28 protein-coding genes, 1 tRNA gene and 1 other RNA gene are annotated in these 26,741 nt (G+C 64.4%); 10 read left to right on the top strand and 20 right to left on the bottom strand.

Annotated elements, in window-relative coordinates; translation table 11 throughout:
• Positions 1-49: 49 nt before the first annotated feature.
• Positions 50-577: a hypothetical protein gene (locus JMF82_RS05815; RefSeq protein ID WP_201313589.1), complete on the bottom strand. Its 528-nt coding sequence runs from the start codon at positions 575-577 to the stop codon at positions 50-52.
• An 11-nt stretch (positions 578-588) separates the two neighbouring features.
• A complete protein-coding gene (locus JMF82_RS05810) occupies positions 589-936 on the bottom strand; it encodes a hypothetical protein (RefSeq protein ID WP_201313588.1) in 348 nt (115 codons plus the stop codon).
• 248 nt (positions 937-1,184) lie between these two features.
• Here JMF82_RS05810 and JMF82_RS05805 point away from each other — a divergent pair, with 248 nt between their 5' ends.
• The 3 genes from JMF82_RS05805 (at position 1,185) to JMF82_RS05795 (ending at position 3,022) form a co-directional block, all read left to right on the top strand.
• A complete protein-coding gene (locus tag JMF82_RS05805) occupies positions 1,185-1,433 on the top strand; it encodes a helix-turn-helix transcriptional regulator (RefSeq protein WP_201313587.1) in 249 nt (82 codons plus the stop codon).
• Positions 1,434-1,563: 130 nt separating this feature from the next.
• Positions 1,564-2,265 carry a hypothetical protein gene (locus JMF82_RS05800; protein ID WP_201313586.1) on the top strand — a complete coding sequence of 234 codons (702 nt, stop codon included), beginning with the start codon at positions 1,564-1,566 and terminating at the stop codon, positions 2,263-2,265.
• A gap of 10 nt (positions 2,266-2,275) precedes the next feature.
• Positions 2,276-3,022: a hypothetical protein gene (locus JMF82_RS05795; RefSeq protein WP_201313585.1), complete on the top strand. Its 747-nt coding sequence runs from the start codon at positions 2,276-2,278 to the stop codon at positions 3,020-3,022.
• Between the two features lie 67 nt (positions 3,023-3,089).
• Here JMF82_RS05795 and JMF82_RS05790 read toward each other — a convergent pair whose 3' ends face one another.
• Positions 3,090-4,304: an XRE family transcriptional regulator gene (locus tag JMF82_RS05790; RefSeq protein WP_201313584.1), complete on the bottom strand. Its 1,215-nt coding sequence runs from the start codon at positions 4,302-4,304 to the stop codon at positions 3,090-3,092.
• Between the two features lie 2 nt (positions 4,305-4,306).
• On the bottom strand, positions 4,307-4,939 hold the full coding sequence (locus JMF82_RS05785; protein ID WP_201313583.1) for a hypothetical protein: 633 nt from the start codon (positions 4,937-4,939) through the stop codon (positions 4,307-4,309).
• Positions 4,940-5,386: 447 nt separating this feature from the next.
• Here JMF82_RS05785 and JMF82_RS05780 point away from each other — a divergent pair, with 447 nt between their 5' ends.
• The 4 genes from JMF82_RS05780 to JMF82_RS05765 all read left to right on the top strand — a co-directional run bounded on the left by JMF82_RS05780 (position 5,387) and on the right by JMF82_RS05765 (position 7,899).
• Positions 5,387-5,857 (top strand): helix-turn-helix domain-containing protein, encoded by a 471-nt coding sequence (locus JMF82_RS05780; protein WP_201313582.1) that lies wholly within the window; start codon positions 5,387-5,389, stop codon positions 5,855-5,857.
• A gap of 4 nt (positions 5,858-5,861) precedes the next feature.
• Positions 5,862-5,981 (top strand) — tRNA-OTHER (locus JMF82_RS05775).
• 783 nt (positions 5,982-6,764) lie between these two features.
• Positions 6,765-7,448 (top strand): DUF4386 domain-containing protein, encoded by a 684-nt coding sequence (locus JMF82_RS05770; protein WP_236585311.1) that lies wholly within the window; start codon positions 6,765-6,767, stop codon positions 7,446-7,448.
• Positions 7,449-7,467: 19 nt separating this feature from the next.
• Positions 7,468-7,899 carry a DUF6326 family protein gene (locus tag JMF82_RS05765; protein ID WP_201313581.1) on the top strand — a complete coding sequence of 144 codons (432 nt, stop codon included), beginning with the start codon at positions 7,468-7,470 and terminating at the stop codon, positions 7,897-7,899.
• Between the two features lie 103 nt (positions 7,900-8,002).
• On the opposite strand, the gene JMF82_RS05760 is transcribed toward JMF82_RS05765, so the two are convergent.
• Positions 8,003-8,848, bottom strand: a complete 846-nt coding sequence (locus tag JMF82_RS05760; RefSeq protein WP_201313580.1) for a DUF4339 domain-containing protein — start codon at positions 8,846-8,848, stop codon at positions 8,003-8,005.
• Between the two features lie 267 nt (positions 8,849-9,115).
• On the opposite strand from JMF82_RS05760, the gene JMF82_RS05755 reads away from it, so the two are divergent.
• Positions 9,116-10,771: an MFS transporter gene (locus tag JMF82_RS05755; RefSeq protein ID WP_201313579.1), complete on the top strand. Its 1,656-nt coding sequence runs from the start codon at positions 9,116-9,118 to the stop codon at positions 10,769-10,771.
• Between the two features lie 28 nt (positions 10,772-10,799).
• Here JMF82_RS05755 and rpiA read toward each other — a convergent pair whose 3' ends face one another.
• From rpiA to JMF82_RS05725, 6 genes are all read right to left on the bottom strand, one after another.
• Positions 10,800-11,438 (bottom strand): ribose-5-phosphate isomerase RpiA, encoded by a 639-nt coding sequence (gene rpiA / locus JMF82_RS05750; protein ID WP_201313578.1) that lies wholly within the window; start codon positions 11,436-11,438, stop codon positions 10,800-10,802.
• Between the two features lie 28 nt (positions 11,439-11,466).
• Positions 11,467-11,934: an EVE domain-containing protein gene (locus JMF82_RS05745; protein WP_201313577.1), complete on the bottom strand. Its 468-nt coding sequence runs from the start codon at positions 11,932-11,934 to the stop codon at positions 11,467-11,469.
• Positions 11,931-12,551, bottom strand: a complete 621-nt coding sequence (locus tag JMF82_RS05740; protein ID WP_201313576.1) for a 5-formyltetrahydrofolate cyclo-ligase — start codon at positions 12,549-12,551, stop codon at positions 11,931-11,933. The genes JMF82_RS05745 and JMF82_RS05740 overlap by 4 nt, the downstream gene beginning before the upstream one ends.
• A gap of 83 nt (positions 12,552-12,634) precedes the next feature.
• A non-coding RNA gene (ssrS, locus tag JMF82_RS05735) (6S RNA) lies at positions 12,635-12,821 on the bottom strand.
• Positions 12,822-12,827: 6 nt separating this feature from the next.
• Entirely contained in the window at positions 12,828-13,151 is a 324-nt protein-coding gene (locus JMF82_RS05730) for a cell division protein ZapA (protein WP_111980891.1), read from the bottom strand.
• Complete coding sequence (locus JMF82_RS05725) at positions 13,144-13,383, bottom strand: TIGR02449 family protein (protein WP_130619803.1); 240 nt, start codon at positions 13,381-13,383, stop codon at positions 13,144-13,146. Before JMF82_RS05725 ends, JMF82_RS05730 begins: the two co-directional genes overlap by 8 nt.
• A gap of 101 nt (positions 13,384-13,484) precedes the next feature.
• On the opposite strand from JMF82_RS05725, the gene JMF82_RS05720 reads away from it, so the two are divergent.
• Both JMF82_RS05720 and JMF82_RS05715 read left to right on the top strand, forming a co-directional pair.
• Complete coding sequence (locus JMF82_RS05720; protein WP_201313575.1) at positions 13,485-14,045, top strand: UPF0149 family protein; 561 nt, start codon at positions 13,485-13,487, stop codon at positions 14,043-14,045.
• On the top strand, positions 14,003-15,352 hold the full coding sequence (locus tag JMF82_RS05715; protein WP_201313574.1) for an aminopeptidase P N-terminal domain-containing protein: 1,350 nt from the start codon (positions 14,003-14,005) through the stop codon (positions 15,350-15,352). The genes JMF82_RS05720 and JMF82_RS05715 overlap by 43 nt, the downstream gene beginning before the upstream one ends.
• A gap of 106 nt (positions 15,353-15,458) precedes the next feature.
• Here the strand turns inward: JMF82_RS05715 and cydX are convergent, their stop codons facing one another.
• The 9 genes from cydX to nosZ form a co-directional block, all read right to left on the bottom strand.
• A complete protein-coding gene (gene cydX / locus JMF82_RS05710) occupies positions 15,459-15,584 on the bottom strand; it encodes a cytochrome bd-I oxidase subunit CydX (RefSeq protein WP_201313573.1) in 126 nt (41 codons plus the stop codon).
• Positions 15,585-15,599: 15 nt separating this feature from the next.
• On the bottom strand, positions 15,600-16,730 hold the full coding sequence (gene cydB, locus JMF82_RS05705; protein ID WP_201313572.1) for a cytochrome d ubiquinol oxidase subunit II: 1,131 nt from the start codon (positions 16,728-16,730) through the stop codon (positions 15,600-15,602).
• An 11-nt stretch (positions 16,731-16,741) separates the two neighbouring features.
• Positions 16,742-18,325, bottom strand: a complete 1,584-nt coding sequence (locus JMF82_RS05700) for a cytochrome ubiquinol oxidase subunit I (RefSeq protein ID WP_236585317.1) — start codon at positions 18,323-18,325, stop codon at positions 16,742-16,744.
• Positions 18,325-18,552, bottom strand: coding sequence for a cytochrome oxidase putative small subunit CydP (gene cydP / locus JMF82_RS05695; RefSeq protein WP_201313570.1), 228 nt, complete (start codon positions 18,550-18,552; stop codon positions 18,325-18,327). Before cydP ends, JMF82_RS05700 begins: the two co-directional genes overlap by 1 nt.
• 170 nt (positions 18,553-18,722) lie before the next feature.
• Positions 18,723-20,045, bottom strand: coding sequence for a Xaa-Pro dipeptidase (gene pepQ, locus JMF82_RS05690; RefSeq protein WP_201313569.1), 1,323 nt, complete (start codon positions 20,043-20,045; stop codon positions 18,723-18,725).
• Positions 20,046-20,718: 673 nt separating this feature from the next.
• On the bottom strand, positions 20,719-21,078 hold the full coding sequence (locus JMF82_RS05685; RefSeq protein ID WP_201313568.1) for a PilZ domain-containing protein: 360 nt from the start codon (positions 21,076-21,078) through the stop codon (positions 20,719-20,721).
• Positions 21,079-21,083: 5 nt separating this feature from the next.
• Positions 21,084-23,381, bottom strand: coding sequence for a DUF1631 family protein (locus JMF82_RS05680; RefSeq protein WP_201313567.1), 2,298 nt, complete (start codon positions 23,379-23,381; stop codon positions 21,084-21,086).
• Positions 23,382-23,539: 158 nt separating this feature from the next.
• Positions 23,540-24,664: an FAD:protein FMN transferase gene (locus tag JMF82_RS05675; RefSeq protein WP_201313566.1), complete on the bottom strand. Its 1,125-nt coding sequence runs from the start codon at positions 24,662-24,664 to the stop codon at positions 23,540-23,542.
• 83 nt (positions 24,665-24,747) lie between these two features.
• The gene (nosZ, locus tag JMF82_RS05670) at positions 24,748-26,691 is read right to left on the bottom strand and encodes a TAT-dependent nitrous-oxide reductase (RefSeq protein ID WP_201313565.1); all 1,944 of its coding nucleotides are present in this window, start codon (positions 26,689-26,691) and stop codon (positions 24,748-24,750) included.
• Positions 26,692-26,741: the final 50 nt, after the last annotated feature.

Raw genomic sequence — 26,741 nt, 5'->3', positions numbered from 1 at the left:
GAACGCCTGACTTCCCTAGGTCACCCAAGCCTGGTAAGCAGCGCAGCGGTCAGGATTTCAGCATCGCCGTCAGGCGCGCGTGCCATTCCTTCGCCAGGTCGTGCTTGAAGTGACCGCCCATCTTGATCTTGTGTGTCGGGTGGTTGAGGTCGTTCGTCGTGATGACCAGGCGGTTGTCGTTGTGCGCGACCATCCCATGGGCATTGGAACGGTCCGTCCACTCGTGGTTCCAACTGCGAATATCCCCAGGGGAGAGAATCCATTCCTTACCCTTTGTGTCGCGGAACCAGACCTGCCTAGTCACGGCGTTGATCGCAACGTTTTTGGTGTGGTGCGTGGCTTCGAAAGAATGGCCGTTCGCGTGCAGCGTGATTGGCCCAGCGTTCTCGGTCTTGGGGTGGGGTTTGAAGACCGGAAAGAGCCGAGGCAACAGGAACCACGCCGCGACCATGCAGCCGGGCACCAGCAAACCAGGCGGCAGGAAACGAAGCCCCACCACAAAAAACAGGAGCCATCCGGCAATGAAGCCAGCCGCAATGGCCACGGCGATGCGCGCGATCTGGATCAGGATGCCCATGCTGATTCCCTTCACTCGTTTGACTGGGTGTTTTCAGCCCGCAGGAATGTCCCGTTGCGGTCGAAAAAGAGGTAGGTATCTTTGTCGGAAACGTTTGCTTTGACCGGGGCAAAGGGGATGTAATCGCCCACGGACGACTTGCTGACGATGACCTGATAGTGGAGGCGCGTGGTGCCGTCGCTTTCGGTTTCCCGTTCTTGCGGCTGCCCCAGGGCTGCGATGACTTGATTCATCGTCGTTTGATGCGGCACAAACTGCGCGACCTTGCTCTGGTCGTAGTCACGTCCCATGGTGGTGGCGCAACCAGCCAGTAGCACCGCCGCGAACAACGTCAAAGCGGTTTTCCATCCGAACTTCATGTGTCGGTCCCTGTATCGAGGCAGGTGGAGAAGGGGCGCCAAACGTCACCTGCCCGGCGTTGGCGTCGGGAAGAGGGGATGCCACATGCAGCCGCTCATTCCGTTACGCCAAATATACGAAAAACAAATGAACATAGTAAAAATGAATATCTACGCCTGATGCGTAGCGTGGCGGTATGGTCAGCCCGCCCAAAACGCCGAAGTCGAAGCCCAAACCCACCTCCGTTCACCGACCGGAGCACCGGGTGGTGGCTCAGTTGCTCAGGGAGCTCCGGCTGGCGGCCGGCCTGACCCAAGCGCAAGCCGCCGCAGCCGTGGGCATCACCCAGGCCGGGATCTCTGAAATGGAAAACGGTGCCAGGGGCCTGGATCTGCTGGTGGTCCGAGACTTGGTGAACTTGTACGGTGCGGACTGGCCTGCCGTGATCGTCGAACTGGATCGCCGGATCGCGGCCGGTCTGACCCCGGCCAAGGCCCTCATGAAGCCAAAACCATAGTTGGACCAGGGCTTGCGCTATTTGCGCTTTATGGTTGGGTAGAGACGGTCAAACTCCCCTCAAACATGGGCTTGCTATAATGTTGAGTTCTATTCCCTAGCTGCCGCCTATGCCTGCCGTCAGCCCCACGATGCGTTCCGCCGTCTTGGCCGTCTTACAGGAGGCCAAACAGGCGGGTGTGCGCGGCATTTCTAAAACCAGTTTGACCAAGTTGGTGTATCTGTTGGACTGCCTGTATGCCGAGGGACACGGCGGGCAGACCCTCAGTGGTGCCCATTGGTATCTGCACCACTATGGGCCATTTGCGACAGATTTGGCTTCGGCCATTGATGAGCTTGGTGTCCAGGGGGTTATTCAGTCCAAGGCGGGCGAGTCGAAAAACAAGGAGTTCGCCCTCTTTTGGCTCGGGGAATATCCGATCGGACCGAGAGTGACCGATCTGGGGTTGTCGGGCTCTTTGGCGTCTCGGTTTGCGGGCTACATCAGCAAATACGCCAATGATTTGGGCAAACTGCTGGACTACGTCTATTTCAAAACGACGCCCATGCGGGATGCGTCTCCCGGGGATCAGCTTGATTTTCAGGGATTGGCGATCGAGGGCGAGCAAACCCCTCACCGTCATACGCACATCAAAGACCCAGCCAAGATCATGCGCCTTTTAGAGTTGAGCGAGGCCATGAGAAAGAAATTCGAGGTGGGTAGGGCCTCGGATCGGGCCATGGCTGCCCATCGTCCGATTTATGACGGCGCCTTTTCCCGTGCCATGGCTGAGGCGGATGCCGAAGATGTGACCAGCAACGGCCATATCCCATTTGACGCCCGTTTGATCTGAGGAGGCTGTCGTGGGCTTCGGCAACGGAACGGACATCCACGACATCTTGCCGGTCTATCACTCGGGCCCATCAATCTCGACCGTGGGCCCTCCCGTTGTCGGCCAGCTTGTCCTGACCGTTACTCCCGAATTTGGCCATCCGCTACACCTCTTCGATGCTGCGCGTGCCGATCAAAACAGTCACGCTGCGGTGGGAGGGGAAATCCGGCCGATTGACGCCTCCAAGGATTTCCGGCCCAAAAATCGGCTCCCGATTTTGAAATTGAAGCTCGGTGAATGCGAGGAGCTTTTGGCTATTCGGGCAAAGGCCCGTAGGTGTGTGGTCCTGGCGGTGGCCGATGGCATACCTGACAACCACCTGCCGTCGAGTGAGAGAGACAGAGCCAGGAACGCTTTTCAGCGGCCGTCATATCTTGTGGCACCCGCTTACTCCGTTTCGACACCGACGGAGCCGAGAGCCATGACGGTGACAATCGCCGCGCGGGCTGAGTGCCTGGTGTATCCCCAGTTGGTCTTCTTGCCACGCAGTGGCGGCATCATCCAACAGGACAGTGTGGTGCGTTTGGATCGAGCGTTCTGGACCACGTTATCGCCGCCATCGGAGCTATACGCGGCTGCGTTGAGTGATATCCGCATGTCCATCTTGCAGGGGCAACTCCAAGTGCTTCGAGGCGAGGAGCCTGGGAAGGAATATCTGGAAATGGTGGAGCTTCTACGAGGGGAGCTCGCGGAGGCCCACGCGCAACACCTGCCATGAACCAAGGCAGTGGTGCCGCTAAAACCAGATAAAAAGGCCGCCTAACTAGGCGGCCCGATCATTACGACTAGCGGCCTTTACTTCGCCGTTGGAAGGCGAGCACGGTTCCAGTGGAAATGCCAGCTTCCGCAGTCTCGGGTTGCTGTCTGATGCGCAAGCCCGACAACGGGATCACGTCTGCCTTGTCGTTGCTCAAAAAGCCCTCGGGTAAGCCAGCGAGCATTTCGATGTCTTGCGCTGAGAGCCCAAAATGGCGAGCAATCCCATCTGCGGGCATCGTGTTGGAGGACAGCAAGAGTTCGATGGTTCTTTTGAGCAGCCTGGGTTTTTCTGGGATGCGGCCGTCATCACCTGGTTCCGACTTGACGCCCCAACGAGCAGAACGGCGCTTGAACAGAGACAGTTTGTCCTCTTCTGAAATTAACCCAAGGGCATCCAGCCGCATCACCAAGGCAGCAACAGAGACCCCCCAACGCTGTTTGAGGAGAAGCAGGCTATCCAGTGTCACTGGCAGCCGGATCTCAGCGGAAAAACTTTCCGCCGGTAGGAGAAATGCTCCGGCGAACCGGTGAGCTTGCTTCTCCATTTCATTGTGGCGGAGCCTTTCGGTGGCCCTTGGGATGTGCTTGTGGAGGACCACATGCCCCAATTCGTGGGCGGCGTCAAAGCGACTGCGAAAACCGTTGTCTTTGTCGGCAGCAAGAAGAACGAGTGGCCGTTGAAGCCTGCGGCTCCACGCGGAAAGTCCTTCAATCTGCGCGACCCCCGTTTCCTCCCGGATAAGGATGGCGCCGGCGTTCTCAAGCGCAAGGGCGACATCTGGGATGGGGCCCGAGCCAAGGCGCCAGAGGTCACGGCAGTCCTGAGCAGCAGCCTCAATGTCTTCCGGGGTGATTTCTTCCGGGTTTGTAAACGTTTTCTCGGGAAAATGCACTGCGGGGAAGTCCACGAACTCTTCCAGGCTGGCAGCGATCTCCTGAGCCCACTCCAACCGACCTTCCAGCATTTCACGCGCAGCTTTGTGCGCAGAGGCATTGCTGCGAAAGAGCGGGGTGGTTGTCTTTTCTTGGATTGGCCGCGTAAACCATTCGGGCTGGACATTGACCACCGAGGCCAGCCTTTCCAGCTTGTCCGCTTCGGGGGCTTGGGGCCCCACCCGCCACTTGCTGATGGTGGAGGGGGACACGCCAACCATGGTGGCGACCTGCACCTGCGACAAACGCCTTATGGCCAGGATTTGCGCTAAGCGCCCTGGCTGAAACCCGTTAATTCCCCGCGTCATGGCTACGTCCCTTCTGGGTTTGAGCCCGTCTTCTGTTGGGTCTTCAACATCGGTACTGCGCGGTCATCTTGAACGGCGACATCGTTGTAACGTTGAACAAACAGCGAAACAGGCTCGTGGAAAAGCCAGTCAGTCATATGCTGATTGGGCACGGCGATCTCGATCGACATGGGCTTCTCGCCATGTTCGAGCGATGCACTGAAAATGCAGACAAAGAATACGGACCCGGTGGCGATGGGCTTCTGGCTGTCAAAGAGGCCACCCTGCACCAGAGGTTCAATGGCAGCGTTGGCCTGCGCCATCACACGCCGTTTGGCACTGCGACGAGCGTTGTACCAAGGCCCCTGCCGGAGGTTGAAACGGCCGAGCTGGAAGATGCCCGCCCGGCCCGTAACCAGCGAATTGCCCTTGATCGGCGTGGGGAAGGCGCCCGATCCTTCCAGGGCGGCGGCAAACCCTTCGTTCATGTGGAAGTGACGAAGCTGGCCGACCACGCTGGGGAGATGCCCATCATTCATCCCTTTGGCCTTGCCAAAGGCACGCTGCGCACCGGTTTCCAGCAGCTCCTCGACGTTGAGCACCAAATCGCGGGACAGGTGGGCCAGGAGTAACTGCTGAATGGTGGGCTTATCCAAGGACTACGCCTGTAGAGTTGCGTTGAGGCGGATTTCATCACTTAAAAGTTGCGCGTGTCAATAGAATCCGAAGTTCGGCGCGTGTGATTGCCCCAATGGTGCCCAGCTTGGTGTCACGCCTGCCTAAATATGCCCACGCGGGCGGGCCAATATCGAGCGCTGGACGTGACCGGCACCAGATATTGGCCGTGATTTGCAACGTCTGATCTCCCATGCCGGGGGCATCAGTGCCTCTAGGGGGAGGCAGATGTGTCCGGTAGCCTAGGGGTGCTGTTGTCTCCCAAAGTAGACCCCTTGGTGTAAGCAGACGCCCATTTGAAACCACACCCATTAGACCTATGAGAGGGAGGCGCTGCTGTCGCTGGGGGGTAGGGGCAAAAGTATTGTTTTGCGATGGAGACCAGGATCACCATTGATCCAACGAACAAGCATCACGACGACGCGACCATGGCAGACACCAAAGAGCAAAACGCAGAAGACATTTCTGAGGTCGAGAAAAAGTGGTCGAAGCCGCTGACAGATGCTGGCTGGACGGCGATCCCGTCGGTCATTTTTGAACGGCAGAACGCCCTAGGGCTGGATCCGCTGGACATCAATATCATTCTTCATTTGGCTGGCTACTGGTGGAAAGCAGGCAATGCGCCCCATCCTTCGAAAGCCACGATTGCTGCTGCGATTGGCGTGCACCCTCGCACTATCCAGCGTCGGATTACCAAACTTAGTGGAGCAGGGTTCATCACCCGAACACGGCGCAGCACAAAGAAAGGTGGCACCACCACCAACCAGTATTCGTTTGCTGGCTTGATTGAAGCCGCCACCCCCTTCGCCTTGGAACGCATTGAGGAAAAGAAGCGGCGTATGGCCGAGGCAACCGAACGCGCAAAACGCCGGAAGCCTCAGCTAAAAGTTGTGAAATGAAAAAAGCGGTGTAGCTCAATGGATAGAGCGGTCACGCAATGGTCGCCGCGGAGGCGGTCTGGGAGTGAACGGGCAAGTTCATCCTAAAACGTGACAGGTCCTGGTTCAAATCCAGGCACCGCTCCCTTACTTATTGGAAGCCATGGGCGGCGTGGCTCTTGGCTGCAGACTGGCGCCCTGATAGCGTTCCCACCCTCGGTCAACTTCGGAGGTCAAACCCACCGAGTTGCCTCGCGCATCAGGGACTTATCGGTCAATGGCTTAGGCCCTGTTACAGGGTGGGTAAGTCTCCCAGCCAAAAAACAAAAGGCCCGCCTCGATGGCGGGCCTTTTGTTTTTGGCTGGGAGGGTCGGGAGACGAGCCTCGTTCGACAAATTCGTCTGGAACGAATTTGGACAGCGCGCAGCGCTGGCCCCGGAGCGCGCAGCGCGGAGGGGTGAGCCCCATGGATGGGGCGAACCATCCTAGGCGCCACACGACTGAGTCCCTTGTACACAAGTCCGCCTCGATGGCGGGCCTTTTGTTTTTGGCTGGGAGGGTCGGGAGACGAGCCTCGTTCGACAAATTCGTCTGGAACGAATTTGGACAGCGCGCAGCGCTGGCCCCGGAGCGCGCAGCGCGGAGGAGTGAGCCCCATGGATGGGGCGAACCATCCTGGGCGCCACGCGACTGAGTCCCTTGTACACCCGCCTTCATGGCGGGCCTTTTGTTGTTGGTTGGATCGTCGACATGGCGCCAAGCCCACCGCCATGCCAAATGGCACAAGCTGCCGAAACGCAGGGCGTCATAACGTGTCGTTGCAGGCTGCACTTCCACACCGGCAGCGGGTGTGTTTCCGCGGGCCGGCCGCTGGCTGACCGGGCTACAAGGAAGCGTTCAATGAATGCGGAATCACGGCTGGCCCGTGTGGCCGGCTTGCTCTATCTGATCGTGGTGCTCACGGGCTTCTTCAGCCTGGCCTACGTGCCCTCGCGGCTCGTTGTCCACGGCGATCCGCAGGCGACGCTCGAACGCATGGCCGCGTCCGAAATGCTGCTCCGATACGGCGTGGCGAGCTTCCTGGTGGAGCAGGTGGCGTTCCTCTTTCTCGCCTTCGCGCTCTACCGCCTCTTGCGCGCGGTCGATCAGGTCGTGGCGGCGGTCATGGTGCTGCTGGTGGTTGCCAGCGTGCCGCTTGCCTTGATGACGGTGGTAGAGCGGTTGAACCTGCTCTCGCTGCTCGAGCGCAGTGATGCAACGCATGCTTCCGGTGAGCTGCTGGCGCTGGCGCGCTCGTCGTTCGACGCATACAGCCACGGGCTGCTGGTCACGAGCCTGTTCTGGGGGCTGTGGCTGTTTCCCTTCGGCTTCCTGGTCATGCGTTCCGGGCTGTTGCCGCGGGTCCTCGGAGTATTCCTGATGATCGGTTGCGCCGGGTATGTCGTCGACGTGGTGTGCAGCATCGTCTTGCCTGGCTATGGCGACATGGCCATGTCCAACTACATGACCTTGCCTGCGGCCATCGGCGAGATCGGAAGCTGCCTGTGGTTGTTGCTCGCAGGCATTCGTCGCGTGACCGGGCTGCCTGTGCCGCCGGTCCGTCCCCTTTGACCCGACGCGTGGAATCGCCATGGCCTCATCCCCTTCGCTCGAAGACATCAAGATACCCATCAGGCTGAAGCTGTCCGCGCTCTGGGCCAGCCTGATGTTCTGCTACATCTACGGCGACTATTTCGGGCTCTACCAGCCCGGCAACCTGCGGGACATGTTGAACGGGCAGATGGGGCCGCTGGGCCCGACCACGCAGGGTGTCCTCCTGGGCACGGCCGCCCTCATGGCGGTTCCGAGCCTGATGGTTTTTCTTACGCTGGCGCTGTCGGCGGTGCTGAGTCGATGGGTCAACGTCGTGCTGGGCGTGGCCTACGCCGTCATCATCCTGGTCTCGATGCCGGGTGCATGGCTGTTCTACCAGTTCCTCGGCGTGATCGAGGCCATGCTGTCGCTGCTGATCGCATGGCAGGCATGGCGATGGCCGCGTGTCGGCCCATCATCCGCGGCGTAAAGCGCTCCCATTGGGCCGCGGCATGCGGCGAAAGCGGTAGCCGCGCGGCCGCAAAAGAGAAGCCCGCCATCGCGGCGGGCTTCGTCGTTACGCGGTGGCCGGCTTATTCGCTTGGCTGCTGCATCGCCTGCACGCGATGTACGTAATTCTGGTAGGAAGGAATGGCGATGGCCGCGAGTATCGCCAGCAGGACGATCGGCAACCACAGCAACCAGAATACGCCCTTGGGCGCCTTGGGATGGCTCGTGCCGGTTTGCTGCCAGCGCGAGATCCAGCGGAGTTGGCCCTGCAGGTAGAGGGTATTGAAGAAGAACAGCGTGACGCCGCCGATCTCCACGGGCAGGCCATGGTCCGCGAGCTTGCGACGGATCGAACCGGCCATCGCGAAGTAGGCCACGATGAAGAGCACGACGTAGGCCAGGACAAGCAGGCCGCCGAGGGCCGACCCCGGGTTGCCGACCGACATCCCTTCACCGACCACCAGGCAACCGACGCCGATACCCAGCCAGAGCGTCGCCTTGCTCTCGCTGTCGATCTTGCGCACCCAGTTGGCCTGGATGAAAGGCCAGACCAGGGTGAAGATGCCCATGGTGACGATGCCCAGCAGCAGCACCAGCCCCCAATGCATGGAAGGTGCTGGCGGCAGGTCCGCGTCCGGTGCCTCGGCGGGCGGACGATAGGCGGAGGTGGGCTCATCCAGCACGTGGGTGAACCCTGGACGATCCATCGCTTCGAACACGGCAGCCGGTGGGGGCGATGGCGGCGTGGCGGCCGCGGGGCGTTCGGAAAACAGCGAGAACAGCGGCGCCCATTCCGCCATGCCCTTGCGCCAGGCCAGCGTCTGTGCGTCGTAGCGGCCCTCCGTCAGCCACTGGCGAACGTCGCCCTCGGGAAACGGTCCGCTGCGCTCGCCGTTCTGTGCCACCCATATTTTCTCGCCGTCGGACATATCCCTTTCCTCTTCGCGGTTGATCAATCCACCCGTGCATGCGCGGGCAGACCCGATGTCATGGGGCGAGGTGCCATCGATCGGCGCCGACCGCGCGTACGGCGCGCGGCCGGTGATCCAAGGCACGGTTCCTGGCTCCCCGGGGGCAGCCTAAACCGGTGTGTGCTACGTCACAAGATGGGCCGGGGCAGGGGATCTACGCGTTCACGCACCGAGGACGGGTGAACACCGAATCTTGGCCGACCCACGGGCCAGCCAGTCGCCAGCATGCTGCAATCGACCACGCCGCAAGTGGATGCCCGGCTGCATGCGGAGCCGGCACCGCGCGAATCCGGCATCCTGGCGCCGCTCGGCGTCGCGGCGTTCCGGCGTATCTGGACGGCCAACCTGGTCGGCAATCTTGGCACCTGGGCCCAGTCGGTGGCAGTGGCCTGGGTGATCACCGCCGCGCATGCCGGCCCCATCATGGTCGCGATGGTGCAGGTGGCGTCAGCCGCGCCGCTGGTGCTGCTGTCGATCGCCACCGGCGTACTGGCGGACAACTACGACAAGCGCATCATCATGCTGGTGGGGCAGGTGGTGGAAATGGCGGGCGCGATCTTCCTGACCGCGCTGGCCTTCCTGGGCTATCTCGATCCGCTGGTGCTGATCCTGGCCGTGCTGTGGATTTCGTTGGGCAGCGCCATCACCGTGCCGGCGTGGCAATCGGCCGTGAGCGAGCAGGTGCCGCGCCCGATGGTGAGTTCGGCCGTGCTGCTCAATGGCGTCAACTACAACGCCGCGCGGGCGCTCGGCCCCGCGTTGGGCGGCCTGATGCTCAGCGTGCTGGCGCCTAGCTGGGTGTTCCTGGTCAATACGCTGAGCTACGTGGGCCTGCTCGCCGCGCTGTGGTATTGGCGCCGGGAGACGCCCGCGCGCAGCCTGCCGCCGGAAGGCATCCGCGAAGGCATGGTGGCGGCCTTGCGGTTCACCTGGAATTCCACGGTGACGCGCCTGGCCATGCTTCGTTCCTTCATGTTCGGCTTTACCGCCAGCGTGATCTGGGCGTTGCTGCCGCTGGTGGCGCGCGACTTTCCCGATGGCAGCGCGGCCCTGTATGGATACATGCTCGGCATGCTGGGTGTCGGTGCGATCCTCGGCAGCGTGCTGGTGCCTTCACTTCGGCGATGGCTGGGCACCAGCCGGTTGATCAGCGCGGCGGCCGGCACGCTGGCGGTGATGCTGGTGCCGCTGGCTTACGCACAGTCCTTGCCCATGCTGATGCCGGCCCTGTGCGTGGCAGGCGCGTGCTGGATCGCGGCGCTCACCGAATACAACGCCAATGTGCAGATCCTGGTGCCCGATTGGGTGAAGGGCCGTGCGCTCGCGCTCTACCAGACGGCGCTGTATGCCGGCCTGGCGATCGGTTCCTTCCTGTGGGGACACCTTGCCGAAACCATGAGCGTGCCAGGTGCGATCCTCACGGCGGCGATCGTGATGGCCATATCCACCTTCCTGCTCTATCACTCGCAGTTTCCGCAGCCCGACGCCGGCGGTCTTCGCCTGGCCACGCGAGGCAAGACGACACCGCCGCAGCTGACGTTCGACCACGAACGCGGCGACGTGGTGATGTCCATCGAATACATCATCCCCCTTGAGCGCACCGCCGAGTTCATGGCGACCGCCGACGCGCTGCGACGCCTGCGGCTGCGCAACGGCGGGCGCTACTGGGGAATGTTTCGCGACGTGCGCGACGAGGAAATCTGGCGTGAAGTGCTGCTGGTCGAAAGCTGGTTGCAGCACCTGCGCATGCTCGATCGCATGACGTTGTCCGACAAGGCGCTGATCGATCACGTGAAGGCGCTGCACAAGGGCGAGGCGCCGCCACGGATCAGCCTGGGCGTAAGCTACGAGTCGCTCGAGCACGGCAACGACGTGCAGTGACGGCGGCGCCGTGCCGGTACGCCGGCGCTTAAAGCACCTTGTCGCCCACCAGCACCACGTTGGCCGGGCGGCGAGCGAACAGGCCCACCGTCACGATGCCGGGGATCTGGTTGAGATCGTTTTCGAGGCCCACCGGATCGGCGATCTGCCAGCCGTGCACGTCGATGACCCAGTTGCCGTTGTCGGTCACCACGCCATCGCGCCACACCGGGTTGCCACCGCGCTTGACGATCTCGCGTCCCACCAGGCTGCGCGCCATCGGGATCACCTCGATCGGCAGCGGAAACTTGCCGAGCAGGTTCACCAGCTTGCTGGAATCGATGATGCAGACGAACTGGTCGCTGGCTTCGGCGATGATCTTCTCGCGCGTGAGCGCCGCGCCGCCGCCCTTGATCAGGCGCTTGTGCGAGTCGCACTCGTCGGCGCCGTCCACATAGAGCGTGAGCTTGCCGGTGGCGTTGAGGTCGAGCACCGGAATGCCCACGCGCTTGAGATGCGCGGTGGATTGCTCCGAGCTGGAGACCGCGCCCTGGATGCGATCCTTCAGATCGGCCAGCGCGTCGATGAAGTAGGCGACGGTGGAACCGGTACCGACGCCGATGATGGCGCCGTCCTCCACGTAGCGGATGGCGGCTTCGCCGGCCTGGCGTTTTTCGTTGGTGCTCATGGGGCTGGTTCCGATAAGGGAGTAAGCGTTATTCCATCGCCAGGACGTGCCGCCATTCGGCGGCGCCCACGGGCATCACCGACAGGCGGTTGCCCTTGCGCACCAGCGGCATCTCGACCAGCGCCGGATCCGCCTGAAGTTCCTTCAGCGTGATGGTGCGCTTGAGCTTCTTCACGAACTTCACCTCCACCAGCATCCAGCGCGGGTTGTCGCGCGACGCGGAGGCATCGAAGTACTTGCTCTTGGGATCGAACTGGGAGGGGTCCGGGTAAGCGTCGGTAGCCACTTCGGCGACGCCCACGATGCCGGGTTCGTCGCAATTGGAGTGATAGAAGAACACCTTGTCGCCGATGCGCATGCCGTCGCGCATGAAATTGCGCGCCTGGTAGTTGCGCACGCCGTCCCAGGCCTCCTGGCCCTTGCGCTTGAGGTCGTCGATGGAGAACGCGTCCGGCTCCGACTTCATCAACCAGTAATGGGTGGCGCGCTTGGTCATGCGTGGGCTTCTCCATCCTCGCCGGTGGCGTGGCAGTCGATCAGTTCGTGGTCGGTGGCGATGAAATCCAGCGGCACGTCCCAGGGTTCTTCGTCGATGTCCGGCAGCTCCTGGAACGCATAGGCAACGCCGACCAGCAGCGGCTCGGTCGGGCGGACCTGCTCGTTGAGGAAGGCGAAGGCGCGGTCGTAATAGCCACCGCCCGTGCCCAGGCGGTGGCCGCGACGGTCGAAGGCCAGCAAGGGAACCAGCACCAGGTCCAGCTGGAACGGCTCCAGCAGTTCACGGGGCGATACCGGTTCAGGAATGCCGTGCCGGTTGGGCTGGACGTCCTCGCCGGACTGCCAGGGGGCAAAGCGCAGCTGGCGGCCGGAGCCGATCACCGGCAGCAGGAACTGCTGGCCGCGCGCGGCCAGCGGCGGTATCACGAGGTTCAGAGGCAATTCGCCGTCGCAGGCCCAATAGCCGGCCACGCGGGCGTCGGTGAGGTATTCAGGCAACTGCTCCAGGCTACGGCGCAGGCCCTGCGCAGCGGCGATGCGCTGCGGCGGCGTCAGTGCGCGGCGTTGTTCGGCCAGTTGCCGGCGTAGTTCGCGTCGCTGGGCGTTGGCGTCCACGTTCGCGTCTCCTGCCAGTGCGGGCCCGCGGACGGCGCCCTGAACGCACGGCGCCATGGGCGCCATGCGAGGGGAATGAGGTGGCGTTAACCGCGATGCCGCTGCCCACCGAACGACCTTGATCCACGATGGATCAGGTGGGAGGGCGACATGGTCTCAAGGCTTTCCGCACGCGGCGGACATGCACAACGACCGATGAAAAGCCGACCCGGGGCCGTATTTAGGAACAAGGCAAATGTAAGAGTGTGCTGGCGCACACCGCAGAAAACGCCGTGGCTATTTTATGTGGGCGTCCAGTGCCGCTTCAAGCTTCTGTCGCAATGCGGCCAGGCCATCGGCCACGCCCTGGTCGGATCCGCCGTGCTGCTTGCGCAGGGCAAGGAATTCGTGCGTGACGCTGATCGCGGCCAGCACGGCCAGCCGGTCGAAGCCGGGAGCCTTGGCGTTGGCACGCAATTCGCGCATCTTGCGGTCGAGGTAGGCGGCCGATTCCAGCAGGCCCTCGCGTTCTTCCGGCGCGCAGGCGATGAGGAATTCGCGATCGACCAGCCGCAGGGCGACCGGTTCGCTGGCGGTGTTGCTCACGCTGCTTTCAGCCATTGTTTTCGAGCGCCTTCAGTCGCTGGATCATCGCCTCGACGCGGCTGCGCGCCTGTTCGTTGCGCGCCATCAGGCCCGCGCGCTCACTCGCCAGTTGTTCCTGGCTGTGTCGCAGGCTGCGGTTTTCCTCGTTGAGACGACGCACGGTGTCGAGCAGGCGATCGACCTGTTCGCCGAGGGCAGCTAGCTCTCGCTTGACGGGATCTGGCTTGACGGATTCGGGCGCGCTCATGGCCCGGAACTATAGCAGGCCGTCCGGACAAAACAGCAGGCTCCGCCACGTTCCGGGGGTGGTGCATTAAACTGGCCGCTTGCCCTGAATGGAGTATGGCCATGGCCCCCGATGAGCTCATTGGCTACGACGAACTGGACGACACCGTGGTCCATCTCAAGCTGGCCGTCCCCGCCAGCGAACTGCACGGTTCCCTGTGCGGATTCCTGTCGGGCGGCGCCCGTGTCGGCAAGCAGTCGCTGATCGAGGCGCTCCATATGGACACGGAAGTGACGCCGGCCGGCCGCGACCAGGCCCTGCTCGAGCGCCTCGTCAGCCAGAGCGAGGCCGAACTGGCCGACCCCGAGCTTGGCTTCGAACCCTTGCTGCCCGCCGACGATCGCCCGCTACCCGAGCGGGCCGAGGCGCTGGTGGATTGGTGCCGCGGTTTCCTCGGCGGCTTCGGCCTCGCCGGCGCCGAAACCCACGGCAAGCTGTCCGAGGAGGCGCAGGAGATCCTTCGTGACCTGGGCACCATCGCCGCTTCCTCGTTCGACTTCGGTGACGAGGGCGAGGACGAGGATGCACTGATTGAGGTGCATGAATTCGTGCGCATGGGCGCCATGCTGTTGTTCGCCGAATGCGCAAAGCGCCCCGCCAGCCAGAACGACACCCTGCATTGAGCATTTCGCCCGAGGAATACGCGCGTCGCCGCCGCCAGCTGATGCGCATGGCCGGCGAGGACGCCGTGCTGCTCATCGCGGCCGCGCCGGAGCGCGTGCGCAATGCGGACGCGAACTGGCCCTACCGCCAGGATTCGGACCTGCACTACCTCTCGGGCTTTCCCGAGCCGGAAGCCGTGCTGGCCCTGTTGCCGGGACGCAAGCATGGCGAGGCCGTGCTGTTCTGCCGCGAGCGCGACGAGGAACACGAGCGCTGGCACGGCGAGACGATCGGTACCGATCGCGCCGTGAGCGAACACGCCATGGACGATGCGTTCCCGATCGACGACATCGACGACATCCTGCCCGGCATGATCGAAGGCCGGGCGCGCGTCTACTGCCATTTCGGCAGCGAACCCGAGTTCGATGCACGCCTGCTTGGCTGGATGCGCCGCCTGCGCCAGTTGCGCGGTGGCGGCGTGGTGCCCAAGGAATTCGTCGCGCTCGGGCACCTGCTGCACGACCTGCGCCTGTACAAGTCGCGTGGTGAGCTGAAGCTGATGAAGACGTCCGCATCCATCGCGGCCGAAGCGCACCTGGCCGCCATGCAGGCGGCCGTGGCCGGGCGCCACGAATACGAAGTGGAAGCGGAGATCCTGCGCGTGATGCGCAGTCGCGGCGCGGTGCCGGCGTTCCCGCCGATCGTGGCCGGCGGACACAACGCCTGCGTGATGCACTACACCGCCAATCGCGCCGTGCTGCGCGACGGCGACCTGCTGCTGGTCGATGCGGGCGCGGAAATGGACTGCTATGCGTCCGACATCACGCGCACGTTCCCGGTCAGCGGTCGCTACAGCAGGGAGCAGCGCGCGCTGTACGAAGTGGTGCATGCCGCGCAGCTGGCGGCCATCGACGAGGTGATGCCCGGGCGCGCGTTCAGCGCCGCGCATGAGGCGGCGGTGCGGGTGATTGCCGAAGGCCTGTGCGCGCTGGGCCTGATCCAGGGCAGCGCGGATGATGCGATCGCCGAAGGCAGCTACAAGCGTTTCTTCCCGGCAAAGACCGGTCACTGGCTGGGCCTGGACGTGCACGACGTGGGCGACTACCGCGTGGATGGCGAGCCGCGCATGCTCGAACCCGGCATGGTGGTGACGGTGGAGCCGGGCATCTACGTGCCGCCGGGCGATTTCAGCGTGGCGGAGCGTTGGCGCGGCATCGGCATCCGCATCGAGGACGACGTGGCGGTCACCCGCGATGGCCATGACGTGTTGACCAGTGGCGTGCCCAAGGATGCCGAGGAGATCGAGGCCGTGCTGGCCTCTCGTTGAGATCGTTTCCCTTGTAGGAGCGCACCCAGTGCGCGACCGCGACCTGACGGCTTCACCGCTCCGTTGGCTTATCGCGCACTGGGTGCGCTCCTACAGGGAGTTTGCTTCAACGATCGCGCGGCTCCTTGCGCTCGTGCGCTTCATCGGTCGCGTGCACCTCGTACCACATCGCGTTGAGGATGCCGAACGCGCAGGCCAGGCCGAGGCCGAGGATCCAGGAGAAATACCACATGGCTGCGTTCCTCTCTCAGTAGGTGTGGCCGGACTGGCGCACGTGTTCCAGCGTGACGCGGCCGCGCAGCACGCGGTATACCCAGCTGGTGTAGATGATGACCAGCGGCAGGAAGATCAGCGTCATCGCCAGCATCAGCCCCAACGTGCCCTTGCTGGAGGAGGCGTCCCACACGGTGAGGCTGGAGCGCGGGTCGAGGCTGGACGGCAGCAGGAAGGGAAACAGGGCAAAACCGGCGGAAAGGATCGTGCCGGCGACCATCACAGTGCTCGCGATGAAGCAGCCGAGCTGCTTCTTGCCGACGCTCACCTGCACGCCCAGGGCACCCGCTACGCCAAGCACCGGCGCCACCCAGAACCACGGATAACGCATATAGCTGGCGAACCAGCTGCTGCCGTGGACGACTTCCTTGTGCAACGGATTGGACACGCCATCGGTCACCGCGGGGCCAACGATGGCGTAGCCCGCCACGCCGTAGGCCAGCCAGATGCCGGCGAGCACGTAGAACACCACGTAGGCGAGCGTGGTCCAGCGTGCGATGCGCACCGCGCGATCGGCGACGACGTGGTCGGCCTTGTACGCGGCCCAGCAGGCGCCATGCGTCAGCAGCATGGTGAGCGAGACGAGGCCGGCGACCAGGGCGAACGGATGCAGCAGGTCGAAGAAGCCGCCCTGCCAGGTCATGCGCAGGTTGTCGTCGAACTGGAACGGCACGCCGAGGAAGAGGTTGCCGAAGGCCACGCCCGACACCAGCATCACCACGACGCCCGATGCCGCGAGCACCCAGTCCCACAGGTTGCGCCAGCGCGCGTCGTGGACCTTGCCGCGAAAGTTGAAGCCCACCGGCCGCATGATGAAGGCGAGCAGCACGACGAAGATCGCCAGGTACATGCCTGAGAACGAGACGGCGTAAAGCTGCGGCCAGGCGGCGAACGCCGCGCCACCACCGAGGACGAACCACACCTGGTTGCCCTCCCAGGTGGGCTCGATGGTCTCCAGCAGCACCAGGCGTTCATCGTCGGTGCGTGCCAGCACCCGCAACAGGGCGGCAATGCCGAAGTCGAAGCCGTCCATGACGGCGAAGCCGATCAGCAGCGTGCCGAGCAGCGCCCACCAGATCACCCGCAAGGTTTCGTAATCGAACATGGCGTGCTCCTTCAGACGCCCGCGTGCGCGGCGACGGTGGCGACGGGCGGTTCAGGCGCGGCGGCAGGCCACAATCCCAGGCCTTCCGGTCCCTTCCTCGCGTACTTGAGCATCAGCGCCGCGTCGACGATCGCCAGCGCGCTGTAGAACAACACGAAGCCGCCCAGCGACGTCCACACCTGGCCCGTGGTCACGCTGGACACGCCCAGCGCCGTGGGCAGCACGCCCTCGATCGCCCAGGGCTGGCGACCATATTCGGCCACGATCCAGCCCAGTTCGGCGGCAAGCCACGGCAACGGCAGGCTCCAGAACGCAAGCTTCAACAGCCACCGGCGCTTGTCGAGCTGGCGCTTGCTCGCCTGCCAGAACATGACCGCGAACAGCGCGATGAAGTAGAAGCCGCACGCCACCATGATGCGGAACGACCAGAACAGCACCGGCACGTTCGGGATCGTGCTGTCGGCGGCCTTCTGGATGTCCGCCGGCGTGGCATGGCGCGGATCGTCCATGAAACGCTTGAGCAGCAGCGCGTAGCCCATGTCCCTGTCGTGCGCGGCAAGGATGGCCTTGGCCTGCGCGTTGTTCCTGTCCTCGCGCAGCACCAGCATGGCGTCATAGGCCAGGATGCCGTTGTGGATGCGCCCCTTGGTGTCTTCCACCAGGTTCGCGATGCCCGGGATCGGCTTGTCGATCGAGCGCGTGCCGATCAGGCCCATCACCCAGGGGATGCGCAGGGCGTAATGCGTGGTGCGGTTCTCCACGTCGGGAATGCCGAACAGCGTGAACGACGCCGGCGCCGGCTCGGTCTCCCACATGGCCTCGATGGCGGCCATCTTCATCTTCTGGTTTTCCGACACCGCGTAACCGGATTCGTCGCCCAGCACCACCACCGAAAGCGCGGCGGCCAGGCCGAAACTCGCGGCCACCGTCATCGAGCGCTTGGCGAAGTCCACATTGCGGTTGTGCAGCAGGTACCACGCACTGATCGACAGCACGAACATCGAGCCGAGCACGTAGCCCGCACTCACCGTGTGCACGAACTTGGCCTGCGCGACCGGGTTGAACATCACCTCGGCAAACGAGGTGACTTCCATGCGCATGGTGTCGGCGTTGAACGCCGAACCGACCGGGTTCTGCATCCAGCCGTTCGCGATCAGGATCCACAGCGCGGAGAGGCTGGTGGCCAGCGCGAGGAACCAGGTCACCAGCAGGTGCGCCACGCGCGAGACGCGATCCCAGCCCATGAAGAACAGGCCGACCAGCGTGGCCTCGAGGAAGAACGCCATCAGGCCTTCGATCGCCAGCGGCGTGCCGAACACGTCGCCCACGTAGTGCGCGTAATACGCCCAGTTCATGCCGAACTGGAACTCCATGGTGACGCCGGTGGCGACGCCCATGGCGAAATTGATGCCGAACAGCACGCCCCAGAACTGCACCATGCGCTTCCAGACCTCGCGCCCGGTCATGACGTAGACGCTCTCCATGATGGCGAGGATCCACACGAGGCCAAGCGTGAGCGGCACGAACAGGAAGTGATAGAGCGCAGTCAGCGCGAACTGCATGCGAGAGAGCGTGACGACCTCGGGATCGATGATCATGGGTTGTCCGTTGGCGAAGTGGATGATGCGGATGCCGGCGCGAGCAGGTGCTCGATGGCGGCGGGTCGGGTATCGGGACGTTCGTACGAGGCCATCGCCACCCACCAGATGAGGGTGAGCAACGCGATCTTGGCGAGTACCAGCAGGACCAGCTCGCGCCCCAGGCGGCGCAGCGGGCGCCGCGGCAACTCGACGCGGTTCGGGTTGATGTGCCACATGGACATGCAAACAGCCCCTTGCTGTGTCGGGGCGAGCATACGCAACCCGTGTGAAGCTGTCGTGCGGAGGGTTGCCGCAGCGGCGGAAGGACGCAGACATGAAAAATGCGCAGCGGCGACGCTGCGCATGGGGGGCAGGCCGGGCGGCGGCCCTGGGCGCCGCCGCCAGGGGAGCCTCAGGCCAACGCGAAGGCGTCGCGGGTGAGGTTTTCCGGCGCGCCGTCGGTGCAGGCCACGTCGTCCTCGATGCGGATGCCGCCGTACGGCCGGAAGAAGTCGACCTTCTTCCAGTCGATCTCGCCGGCCAGCGGCTTGGCGCGCAGTTCGTCCAGCAGCATGTCGATGAAATACAGCCCGGGCTCGATGGTAACCACCATGCCAGGCTCCAACGCGCGCGTCATGCGCAGGTACGGGTGGCCTTGCGGACGCGCGATGGTGCCGCCGCGCTCGTTCTGCTGGAACCCGGCCACGTCATGCACCTGCAGGCCGATGGGATGGCCCAGGCCGTGCGGGAAGAACGCCGAAGTGACACCCGACGCCACCGCGCTTTCCGCGCTCATGCGGATCACGCCGTGTTCGCGAAGCACCTCCGCCAGCACGTGATGCGCATGGATGTGCAGCTCCGGATAGCTCTGCCCCGCGCGCACCTTGGCGGCAAAGCCCTGTTGCGCGGCGTCGACGCTGTCGATCAGCGCCTGAAACTCGCTGTGCCCGTGTGCGGCATACGTGCGCGTGATGTCGCTGGCGTAGCCCGCCGCGCTTGCGCCGGCATCGATCAGGAAAGAGCGGCTCTGCGCCGGCGCCTGGCGATCGAAATGGGTGTAGTGCAGCACGGCGCCGTGTTCGTTGAGGCCGACGATATTGGCGTAGGGCAGCTCTGCTTCCATCTGCCGGGCCGCGGCGAGGTAGGCCATCTGGATGCCGAACTCGCTTTCGCCGGCGCGGAACGCACGCTCGGCCGCGCGGTGCGCGCGTGTGCCGATGCGGCTGGCTTCGCGCATCAGCTCCCGTTCGTAAGGCGTCTTGTACGAGCGGTGCCAATGCAGGTAGTCGACCACCGCCTGCGGGTTGTTCGCTTCAGCGCCGGGTACGGCGGGGCACTCGGGGCCCAGGATGGCGCGACGCTGGTTCGCGCCCGGCAACAGCGCCACGGCATCGGTGGCATTGCGCACGATGTCGATGTCGAAATGCTCGACCCAGTAACCGCTGGGCGCCGCCGGCACCACGTGCCAGTAATCCTTGGGCTGCAGGAAGATCAGCTTGGGCTTGTTGCCGGGCGTATAGACGACCCAGCTGCCCGGCGTGTCGGTGAGCGGGAGCCAGTGGCGAAAGTGCGGATTGGCGACGAAGGGGTAGTCCTGGTCGTCCAGGAATTTGCGCAGCGGCAGGCTGGCGGCGATCACCAGGTGATCGAACCCGCCGAGCGCGAGCGCCTTGTCGGCGCGTTCGCACAGCGTGGCGAGGTGCTGGGGATAGAGCGAGGCGAGGCGGTCTTGCATGGGAGCTCCGTGTGGCGGCTGCGGTGGAGTGCGGCTGCGCAAGGACAGGGTGGTACATGATGGCGCCTGGGTGGCGTGGGTGCCAGTCGCGGCGCGATGCGGCGCGCCTTTGCAGGTGGCCACGGCATGCCGCTGGTCACTCCGGTTGCCGCCCCCACCCCTGTAGGAGCGCACCCAGTGCGCGACAGCCTTTCGCGCCGGTCTGCACGTTTGTCGCTTTTTGTTAGAGCGCGGGTGCTGCCTTCGGTCGCCCCGCTACCGCCAGGTTGCCGCCTACGCGGCGGGCGTTTCGATCCCCTGCCGGCGCTCGAGTCACTTTTCTTTTGCTGGCCCAAAAGAAAAGTAACCCAAAGAAAATGGCCTTCAGAGCCAAGGCTCATAGCGATATGCGGGATAGGAGCGTCGGACGACCGAGGCCAGCCGGATACACCCGTAACTACCTCGAACGGCGCGGCTACACCGCAACGCGTCCTAACGAAGAGGACTTAAGGCAACGTGGTTGAGCCGTGAGGGGATCTAATCGCGCCGCACCGCCGCTTTTTTTCTCCCTCTCCCCTCCGGGGAGAGGGTTGGGGTGAGGGTCAATCTTGCGAAAGCGCCAGAACGCGCGCCAACCCTCTTTAAGTCCCCACCATTTTGGCGCGTTGCGTAGCGGCAGAAAGAAACCCCAATCTCACGACCGGTCCGGCTGCTCCAGCCACGCGTCCAGCAACGCGGCATCGGATTCATCGATGGCCACGATGCGGTAGCCGGCCCAGATCTGTCCGGGGCTGGCGGCGGCTTCGTGCCATTGCTCCTGGATGCCGACTTCGATGCTCTGCGGTGTGCTGCCCAGGCCGGGCAACGAGAGGCTGACCTGGTAGATCGCTTCGCTGCGTGGCGGGTGGGCGCTGATCAGCAGCATGCCGTTGGCGGAGAGATTGCCGAGGTGGCCGATCGGCTGGCCACTGATCACGTCGGTGACGATGGCGGTGAAGTTGGCGCGCTTGCGTTGCGCGCGACGCTGGTCGATGGAGGCGATGTTTTCGCTCATGCCGGTTACGCCCCCTGCCGTGGCGGCGTCGCCATCGGGCGGGTGACCTGTCGCAGGTGGCTGGTCAGCGCCTGCCACGCGCGATCGAGCAGGTTGTCTCGTACGTGGGCCATCTCGCGTACGCGCCCGCAGGCCATTTCATGGGCCAGATGCTGCAAGGACACTTCCTCGTCGCGCAGGCCGCGGCGCGTCACGAACAGGCCGTTGCCAGACACCGGCGAATACCAGGCGAGCTTGCGCTGGGTAACGCGACCGCTGTTGGGATCGATGAATTCAAACCAGGTGCCGAATGGCAGCTGGCGCAGGCGCTGGTAAATGCGGCGCTCGGGCGATTCGGGTGAAGCAGGCACGGGCGGAGGCGTCGGTGCGGCAACGGGCGTTTCCGGCGCGACGTGTTCACCCAGTCGCTGGTGCTGCTTGAGCTTGAGCGCGAGTTCCGTCGTCGTGGCGGTGTTGTCGTTGGCGTGGTTGGCGGTCGGCGTGGTGGCGGAAATGCCCAGCAGGCGTTGCGCGACCTGCACGGCTTCCTCGGCATGCATGCCGATCTGCTGCAGGCCCGACTCCACCTCCGATTGCAGCAGGCCCTGGTCGGCCACCGGCTGCTGGCCGAGCAGCTGGTCGGTGATGCGCAGGCGCAGAGCGAACGCTTCGCTGTCCTCGCCATGGCGCAGCAGGGTCAAGGCCAGCACGTCGGACCATGCGCGCTCCAGCAGCGTGCGCAGCAGGCCGCGAGGATTGCAGCGCTCGAAGCGTTCGGTCATCAGGTCGGCCGCGCGCCGGCGCGCCTGCTCCAGCCGCTCGCGGCCCTGCATCGCTTCCACCTGGCGGCGCTCGGCGATCTGCGCCTTGCGGTTGAGCAGGCCCAGGTGGTGTTCGATGTCGGCCAGCAGGCTGGTATAGAGGCCGGTGCTCGGCGGCTCGCGCCGTGCGCGGTCCACCAGTTGGTTGAGTTTGGCGGCCAGCGAGCGATCCACATCGCCATCGGGCACATCGAGCCAGTCGTTGGCCGCTTCGGTAACCATCCCCAGCAACTTGCGCGCGGGGTGCTCGTGCTGGTTGAAGAAACCCTTGTCGGCGACCGCCATGCGCAGCAACGGCAGCTGCAGGTCGCCGAGCAGCGAATGCGCACTGCCGTCGTGCTGCAACTGGTGGCCCAGCTGCTCGAACAGCATGGCGACCAGTTCCACCGTGTCGCCCTGTTCGTCGGAGAGGTGGGTCTGGTGCGCCCCGGCCGGCTTGCCGGTGTTGAGCTGGGTGAGCAGTTCTTCGCGTAGGGCATGCGCGCTGCGAAGTTCGCGTCGCGCCTGGTCGGCCACGTCGGACACGTGCAGCTGCAACGCATCGAGGGCGAGTTGCAGTTCCTCCGGCGTGGCGGGCCGACCGCTCGGGTGGTAGCTCAGTGCACCCTGGCCGGCGCGATGCTGGGCCAGCATTTCGCGCAGGTTGTCCAGCACCGCGATGCTGTCGCTGCGACCGGAAGCCGGATGGGGCGATGCGCCCGCTGCCGGCGCGGGCGCTTGGCGCGCGGCGTTGCCTGGCGCATGGTCTGCCGGGTTGGCGCGCGGCTGCCGTTCGGGCTGCGTGCGTGGCGTGGTGGGGAAGGCGCGCAGCTGGGGCAGGATGCCGTCGGCGCGCAGGTGCTCGTTGACCGTGTCGTACAGCGACCCCAACGCGCTGACCACGGCCGTGTCGAAGCTCTGCAGCATCAGTACGTGATGCTCCGAGGGGAAATCCTGCAAGGTCTCTCCGCCCTCGCGAAACGCCGACGCCAGCGCCTGGGGACCCAGCGGCAGAAGCTCGCCTTCCAGTGGGGGCTGGCTCACCAGCACGGCAAAGCGGTAGCCGAGTTCGAACAAGGGCGGGCCATGGCGGGCTTCGCCACGCGCAACCAGGGTCTGCACGGCAACGTGCTGCTCGTGCTCCGCCTGGTCGAGCAGCTCAAGGGGGCGGTGGGCGGGTTCCTGCTCCTGCGTCGAGCCGCCGGGCGCGCCCAGCCGGCTGAAATGCCTGCGCACTCCTTCCAGGAAGCGGCGCTCCAGCGAGGGGCGCTGCTGCTGCAGCAGTTGGCGGCTGAACAGGCACCGCTGCTGCTCCATGTTGTTGCGCGAGCGCTCGGCGCGCGAATAAAGGCGTTGCTCGATGTCGAACAGGCATGCCCGCAGCGGCGCTTCGAGCCAGCTGACGCACAGTGCATGGGTTTCTTCGATCAAGCGGCGCGCGCGCGGCGACCACTGGGCATTGTCGGGGCGGGCGTCCCGATCAAATGCAAGCGGCTGACGTCGACCCTGCTGTTCGACATCCATGGCTGACCTTGTGAATTTCCCCCCGGAATGAGGCCAGTGTAGGGGCTCTCCCCTCGGCGCCGCCATCGGCTGGATGGGGGAGGCCGGGCGGCGTAGCCGGCCGGACTGCCGGAACGTGACGCGTTGGGAGAAACGCCGGTTCGGCGGACAGCTGGCCGCTACACGCCGACGGGAACGACCACGGCCTTCCCGCCTGCCGGTCCGTCCGATGTGCAGCTCCGGGTCGGGCGTGGCACGACCCGGATGTCTCCGGCCGGGAAGGTCGTATGCAGGCGTGCCCGCATGCCGGGCGTGATGTAGAGCTTGCCGTCATGCCCCAGCAGCAGGGCGCAGTCGAGGTGCATGTGGTCGGCCATGTGCTGGAACCCGGCCGGGCCAGCCACCATGAGCGCCGTGGCGGCGATGTCCGCATACACCGGGTCGTCGCTGAGCACGCTGGTCGCCGCGCTCGCCCGCTGCGGCCAGCCGGTGCGCGTATCGACGATATGGCCGAGGTCGGCCGACGAGGCGCGATGGCGTTGATAGTCGCCGGAGGACGCCAGCGATTCGCCGCCGTCCAGGTCGATGCTCCCCAGTACGCCCGCCGGCGCGCTCACGCCGACGCGCCAGGCCTGGCCCTCGTGGCGCCCGACCGCCATGACGAAGCCGCCGAGGTAGATCAGGGCATGGTCGATGCCATGCCTGGCGAGCAACTGCTTGACCTGGGCGGAGGCGTAGCCCTCGGAGAGCCCATTGATATCCAGCGACACGGCCGGATTGCCGGCGCTGATGGTGCCATCGGCCGCGATGTGGACATCGTCCATGCCCGGCCGTTGGTCGAGCAGGGTTTTCACCTCAACGTCGGAGGGCGCGGCCGTCTGCACGGGATAGCGGCTGGTATGGAACCCCCATGCGCCGATCAGGCGCCCGGCCGCGGCGTTGAACAATCCGTCGGTCTGGGCAAAGCCGGTCTGCGCACGGCGAATCAGGTCGGCAACGTCCGCCGGTACGCGATAGGACTGGCCATGCGCCAAGGCAGCGTTGAGCCGGGTCAGTTCGCTCGGTTCCCACGGGTGCCAGGTGTGGTGGTCATGGATGAAGAGACGCCCGATGTCCTGCAGCGCCGCGTCCGCATCGTCGCGATTGGCCGCCAGCAACTCGATGCGCGCGCGCGTGCCGAACACCAGGAACTCGCCCTGCACCGGCTGCAAGGGGCGTAGCCAAAGGAACAGGCCGGCAAGCAGGACGAACGTCGCGAGAACGATGCCCGCGCGAATCGCCGGCCTGGGCGGGCGGGATGTCATGGCTGCTCCCGGAGGCGGCAAGACGCGCCGCCTGAAAGACGGGAGGGGCGACGTCGTGGCGCCGCCCCTCGGATGGTGCAGGTTCAACCTTCCACGATCAGTCGCGAACGCATTTCCAGATGCAGTGCATGGCAGAAGTGCGTGCAGTAGCACCAGAAGATGCCCGGCTTGTCCGCCACGAACGTCACCGACTTCGTCTCCTGCGGATTGACGATGAAGTTGATGTTGTACTTCGGGATACCGAAGCCGTGGGTCAGGTCCTCGACCTTGTCGTGGTTGGTCAGCGTGATGGTGACGATGTCGCCCTTCTTCACGTTGAACTCGCGCATCGAGTACGCCGGCGCCTGCGACATCAGCCTGATGTGCACCTTGTTGCCGTTGCGTTCGATCGTGCTCTCCTCCTTGCTCTTGACGGCATTGGGGAACTCGTTGAGGTCGTAGATCTGGCGTGTCTTGATGATGTCGGCGCGCACGATGATCGCGTCATGCGGCTCCGGGTACGCCGTGTGGTCGTGGATCAGCTTCATCTTGTCGCCGGAGATGTCGATGAGCTGTTCGGTTTCCACGTGCAGCGGACCCACGGGCAGGAAGCGATCCTTAGAGAACTTGTTGCCCGAGTTGTAGAACTTGCCGTCCGGCTCCTTGGTCTCGCCCATCGAGGTGTAGCCATGACCCGGCTGGTAATGCACGTCGACGGTATCGAGGATCACCTTGGCCTTGGCATCGCCCTTGAATTGCGCGATGGCGGCGTCGACGCTCCACTTCACGATCTTGCTGTCCAGGAACAACGTCGTATACGCATTGCCGCGGCCGTCGAAGCCGGTGTGCAAGGGCCCCAGGCCGACGTTGGGCTCGGCGATCACGGCATCGCGCGGCTTGGCCAGCTCGCCGTCGAACCACTTGTTCACCAGCGCCAGGTCGATCACCGAACAGGTCGGCGACAGCTTGCCGGAGCAGACGAAATACTTGCCGTCCGGGCTGGCGTTGACGCCGTGCGGGTTCTTCGGAATCGGCACATAGCACGTCAATGCCGTCTTGGGGTCCGCATTGGCTTCCTTGCGGCCATCCACCACCGGCACCTTGGAATCGCCGATGGTGGTGGTCTTGCCCGCCGCCACCGCCGCTTCGATGCGCGCGATGTTGAAGAACACGCAGGCGTCCTGCTCCGCCGACATCATGTCCTCGTAGTGGATGCCGTTCTCGGTGTTGTACTGGTTGGACGCGGCGAGCTTGCCGTCGTAGCTGGTGGCGACCAGGTCCATGTTGCCGTCGATGCGGCACTGCCAGCGCACGTCCATGCTTTCCGCGTCGAGGCAGCTGAACAGGCAGCCGTACTTGTCCGGTGAGGTTTCGTCGCGACCGTCGTTGGGAAGCGGAATGTGGAATTCCGCGCCGGCAAAGATGCGCGTGGTGTGATTGATCGACGCATCCACCGGGTCGCGCTTGTCGGGAAAAATGCCGTGGTGGCCCTGCACGTTCGGCAGCTCGGTGATCTTGTCCACTTCGAACGTGTCGCCGCGGATGCGCGCCACGCGGGCGTTCAACTTGTCGTTGACCCAGAAGTGCTTGCCGTCATACGTGCCGTCCTTGTAGGAGCCGTGCACGTGGTGCGTATCGCCCGTCCAGTATTTGAGCTGGCCGCCCGGGCGCGTGCCGATGATGGCGCGCGATTCGTTGGTGATGCCCCAGCCCACCATCGGGTCGATGTTGAACACCGGAATGCGCTTGATCGTGCGACCGGACGGGCAGCCGTAGATGCGCACTTCGCCGGAATGGCCGCCGGACGAAATGATGTAGTAGCTGTCCAGCTTGCCTGGCGGCACATCGTAAGCGCCGTGCTCGGCAGGTGCGGCGGCGGGCGCCAGACCGGCGGCAGCCTTGTCACCCGCTGGCTGCGAGGCGCCGCATGCCGTCAAACCCAGGGCCGCGCCGGTACCGGCGAGACCGGCCATCGCAGTCGTGCCAAGAAATTTCCTTCGGCTCGGATCGATCGCCGAATAGTCGTCCTTCGTTTCGTTACCGCTCATCTGCGCATCCCTCTTTGGTTGCGTCGGTTTAAGACGACGCGGACTCTAGG

Source organism: Dyella sp. EPa41 (genome assembly GCF_016586165.1).
Lineage (GTDB): Bacteria > Pseudomonadota > Gammaproteobacteria > Xanthomonadales > Rhodanobacteraceae > Dyella.
Note: the sequence above shows the minus strand (reverse complement) of the source record. Positions and strands in the feature narration are given on the sequence as shown.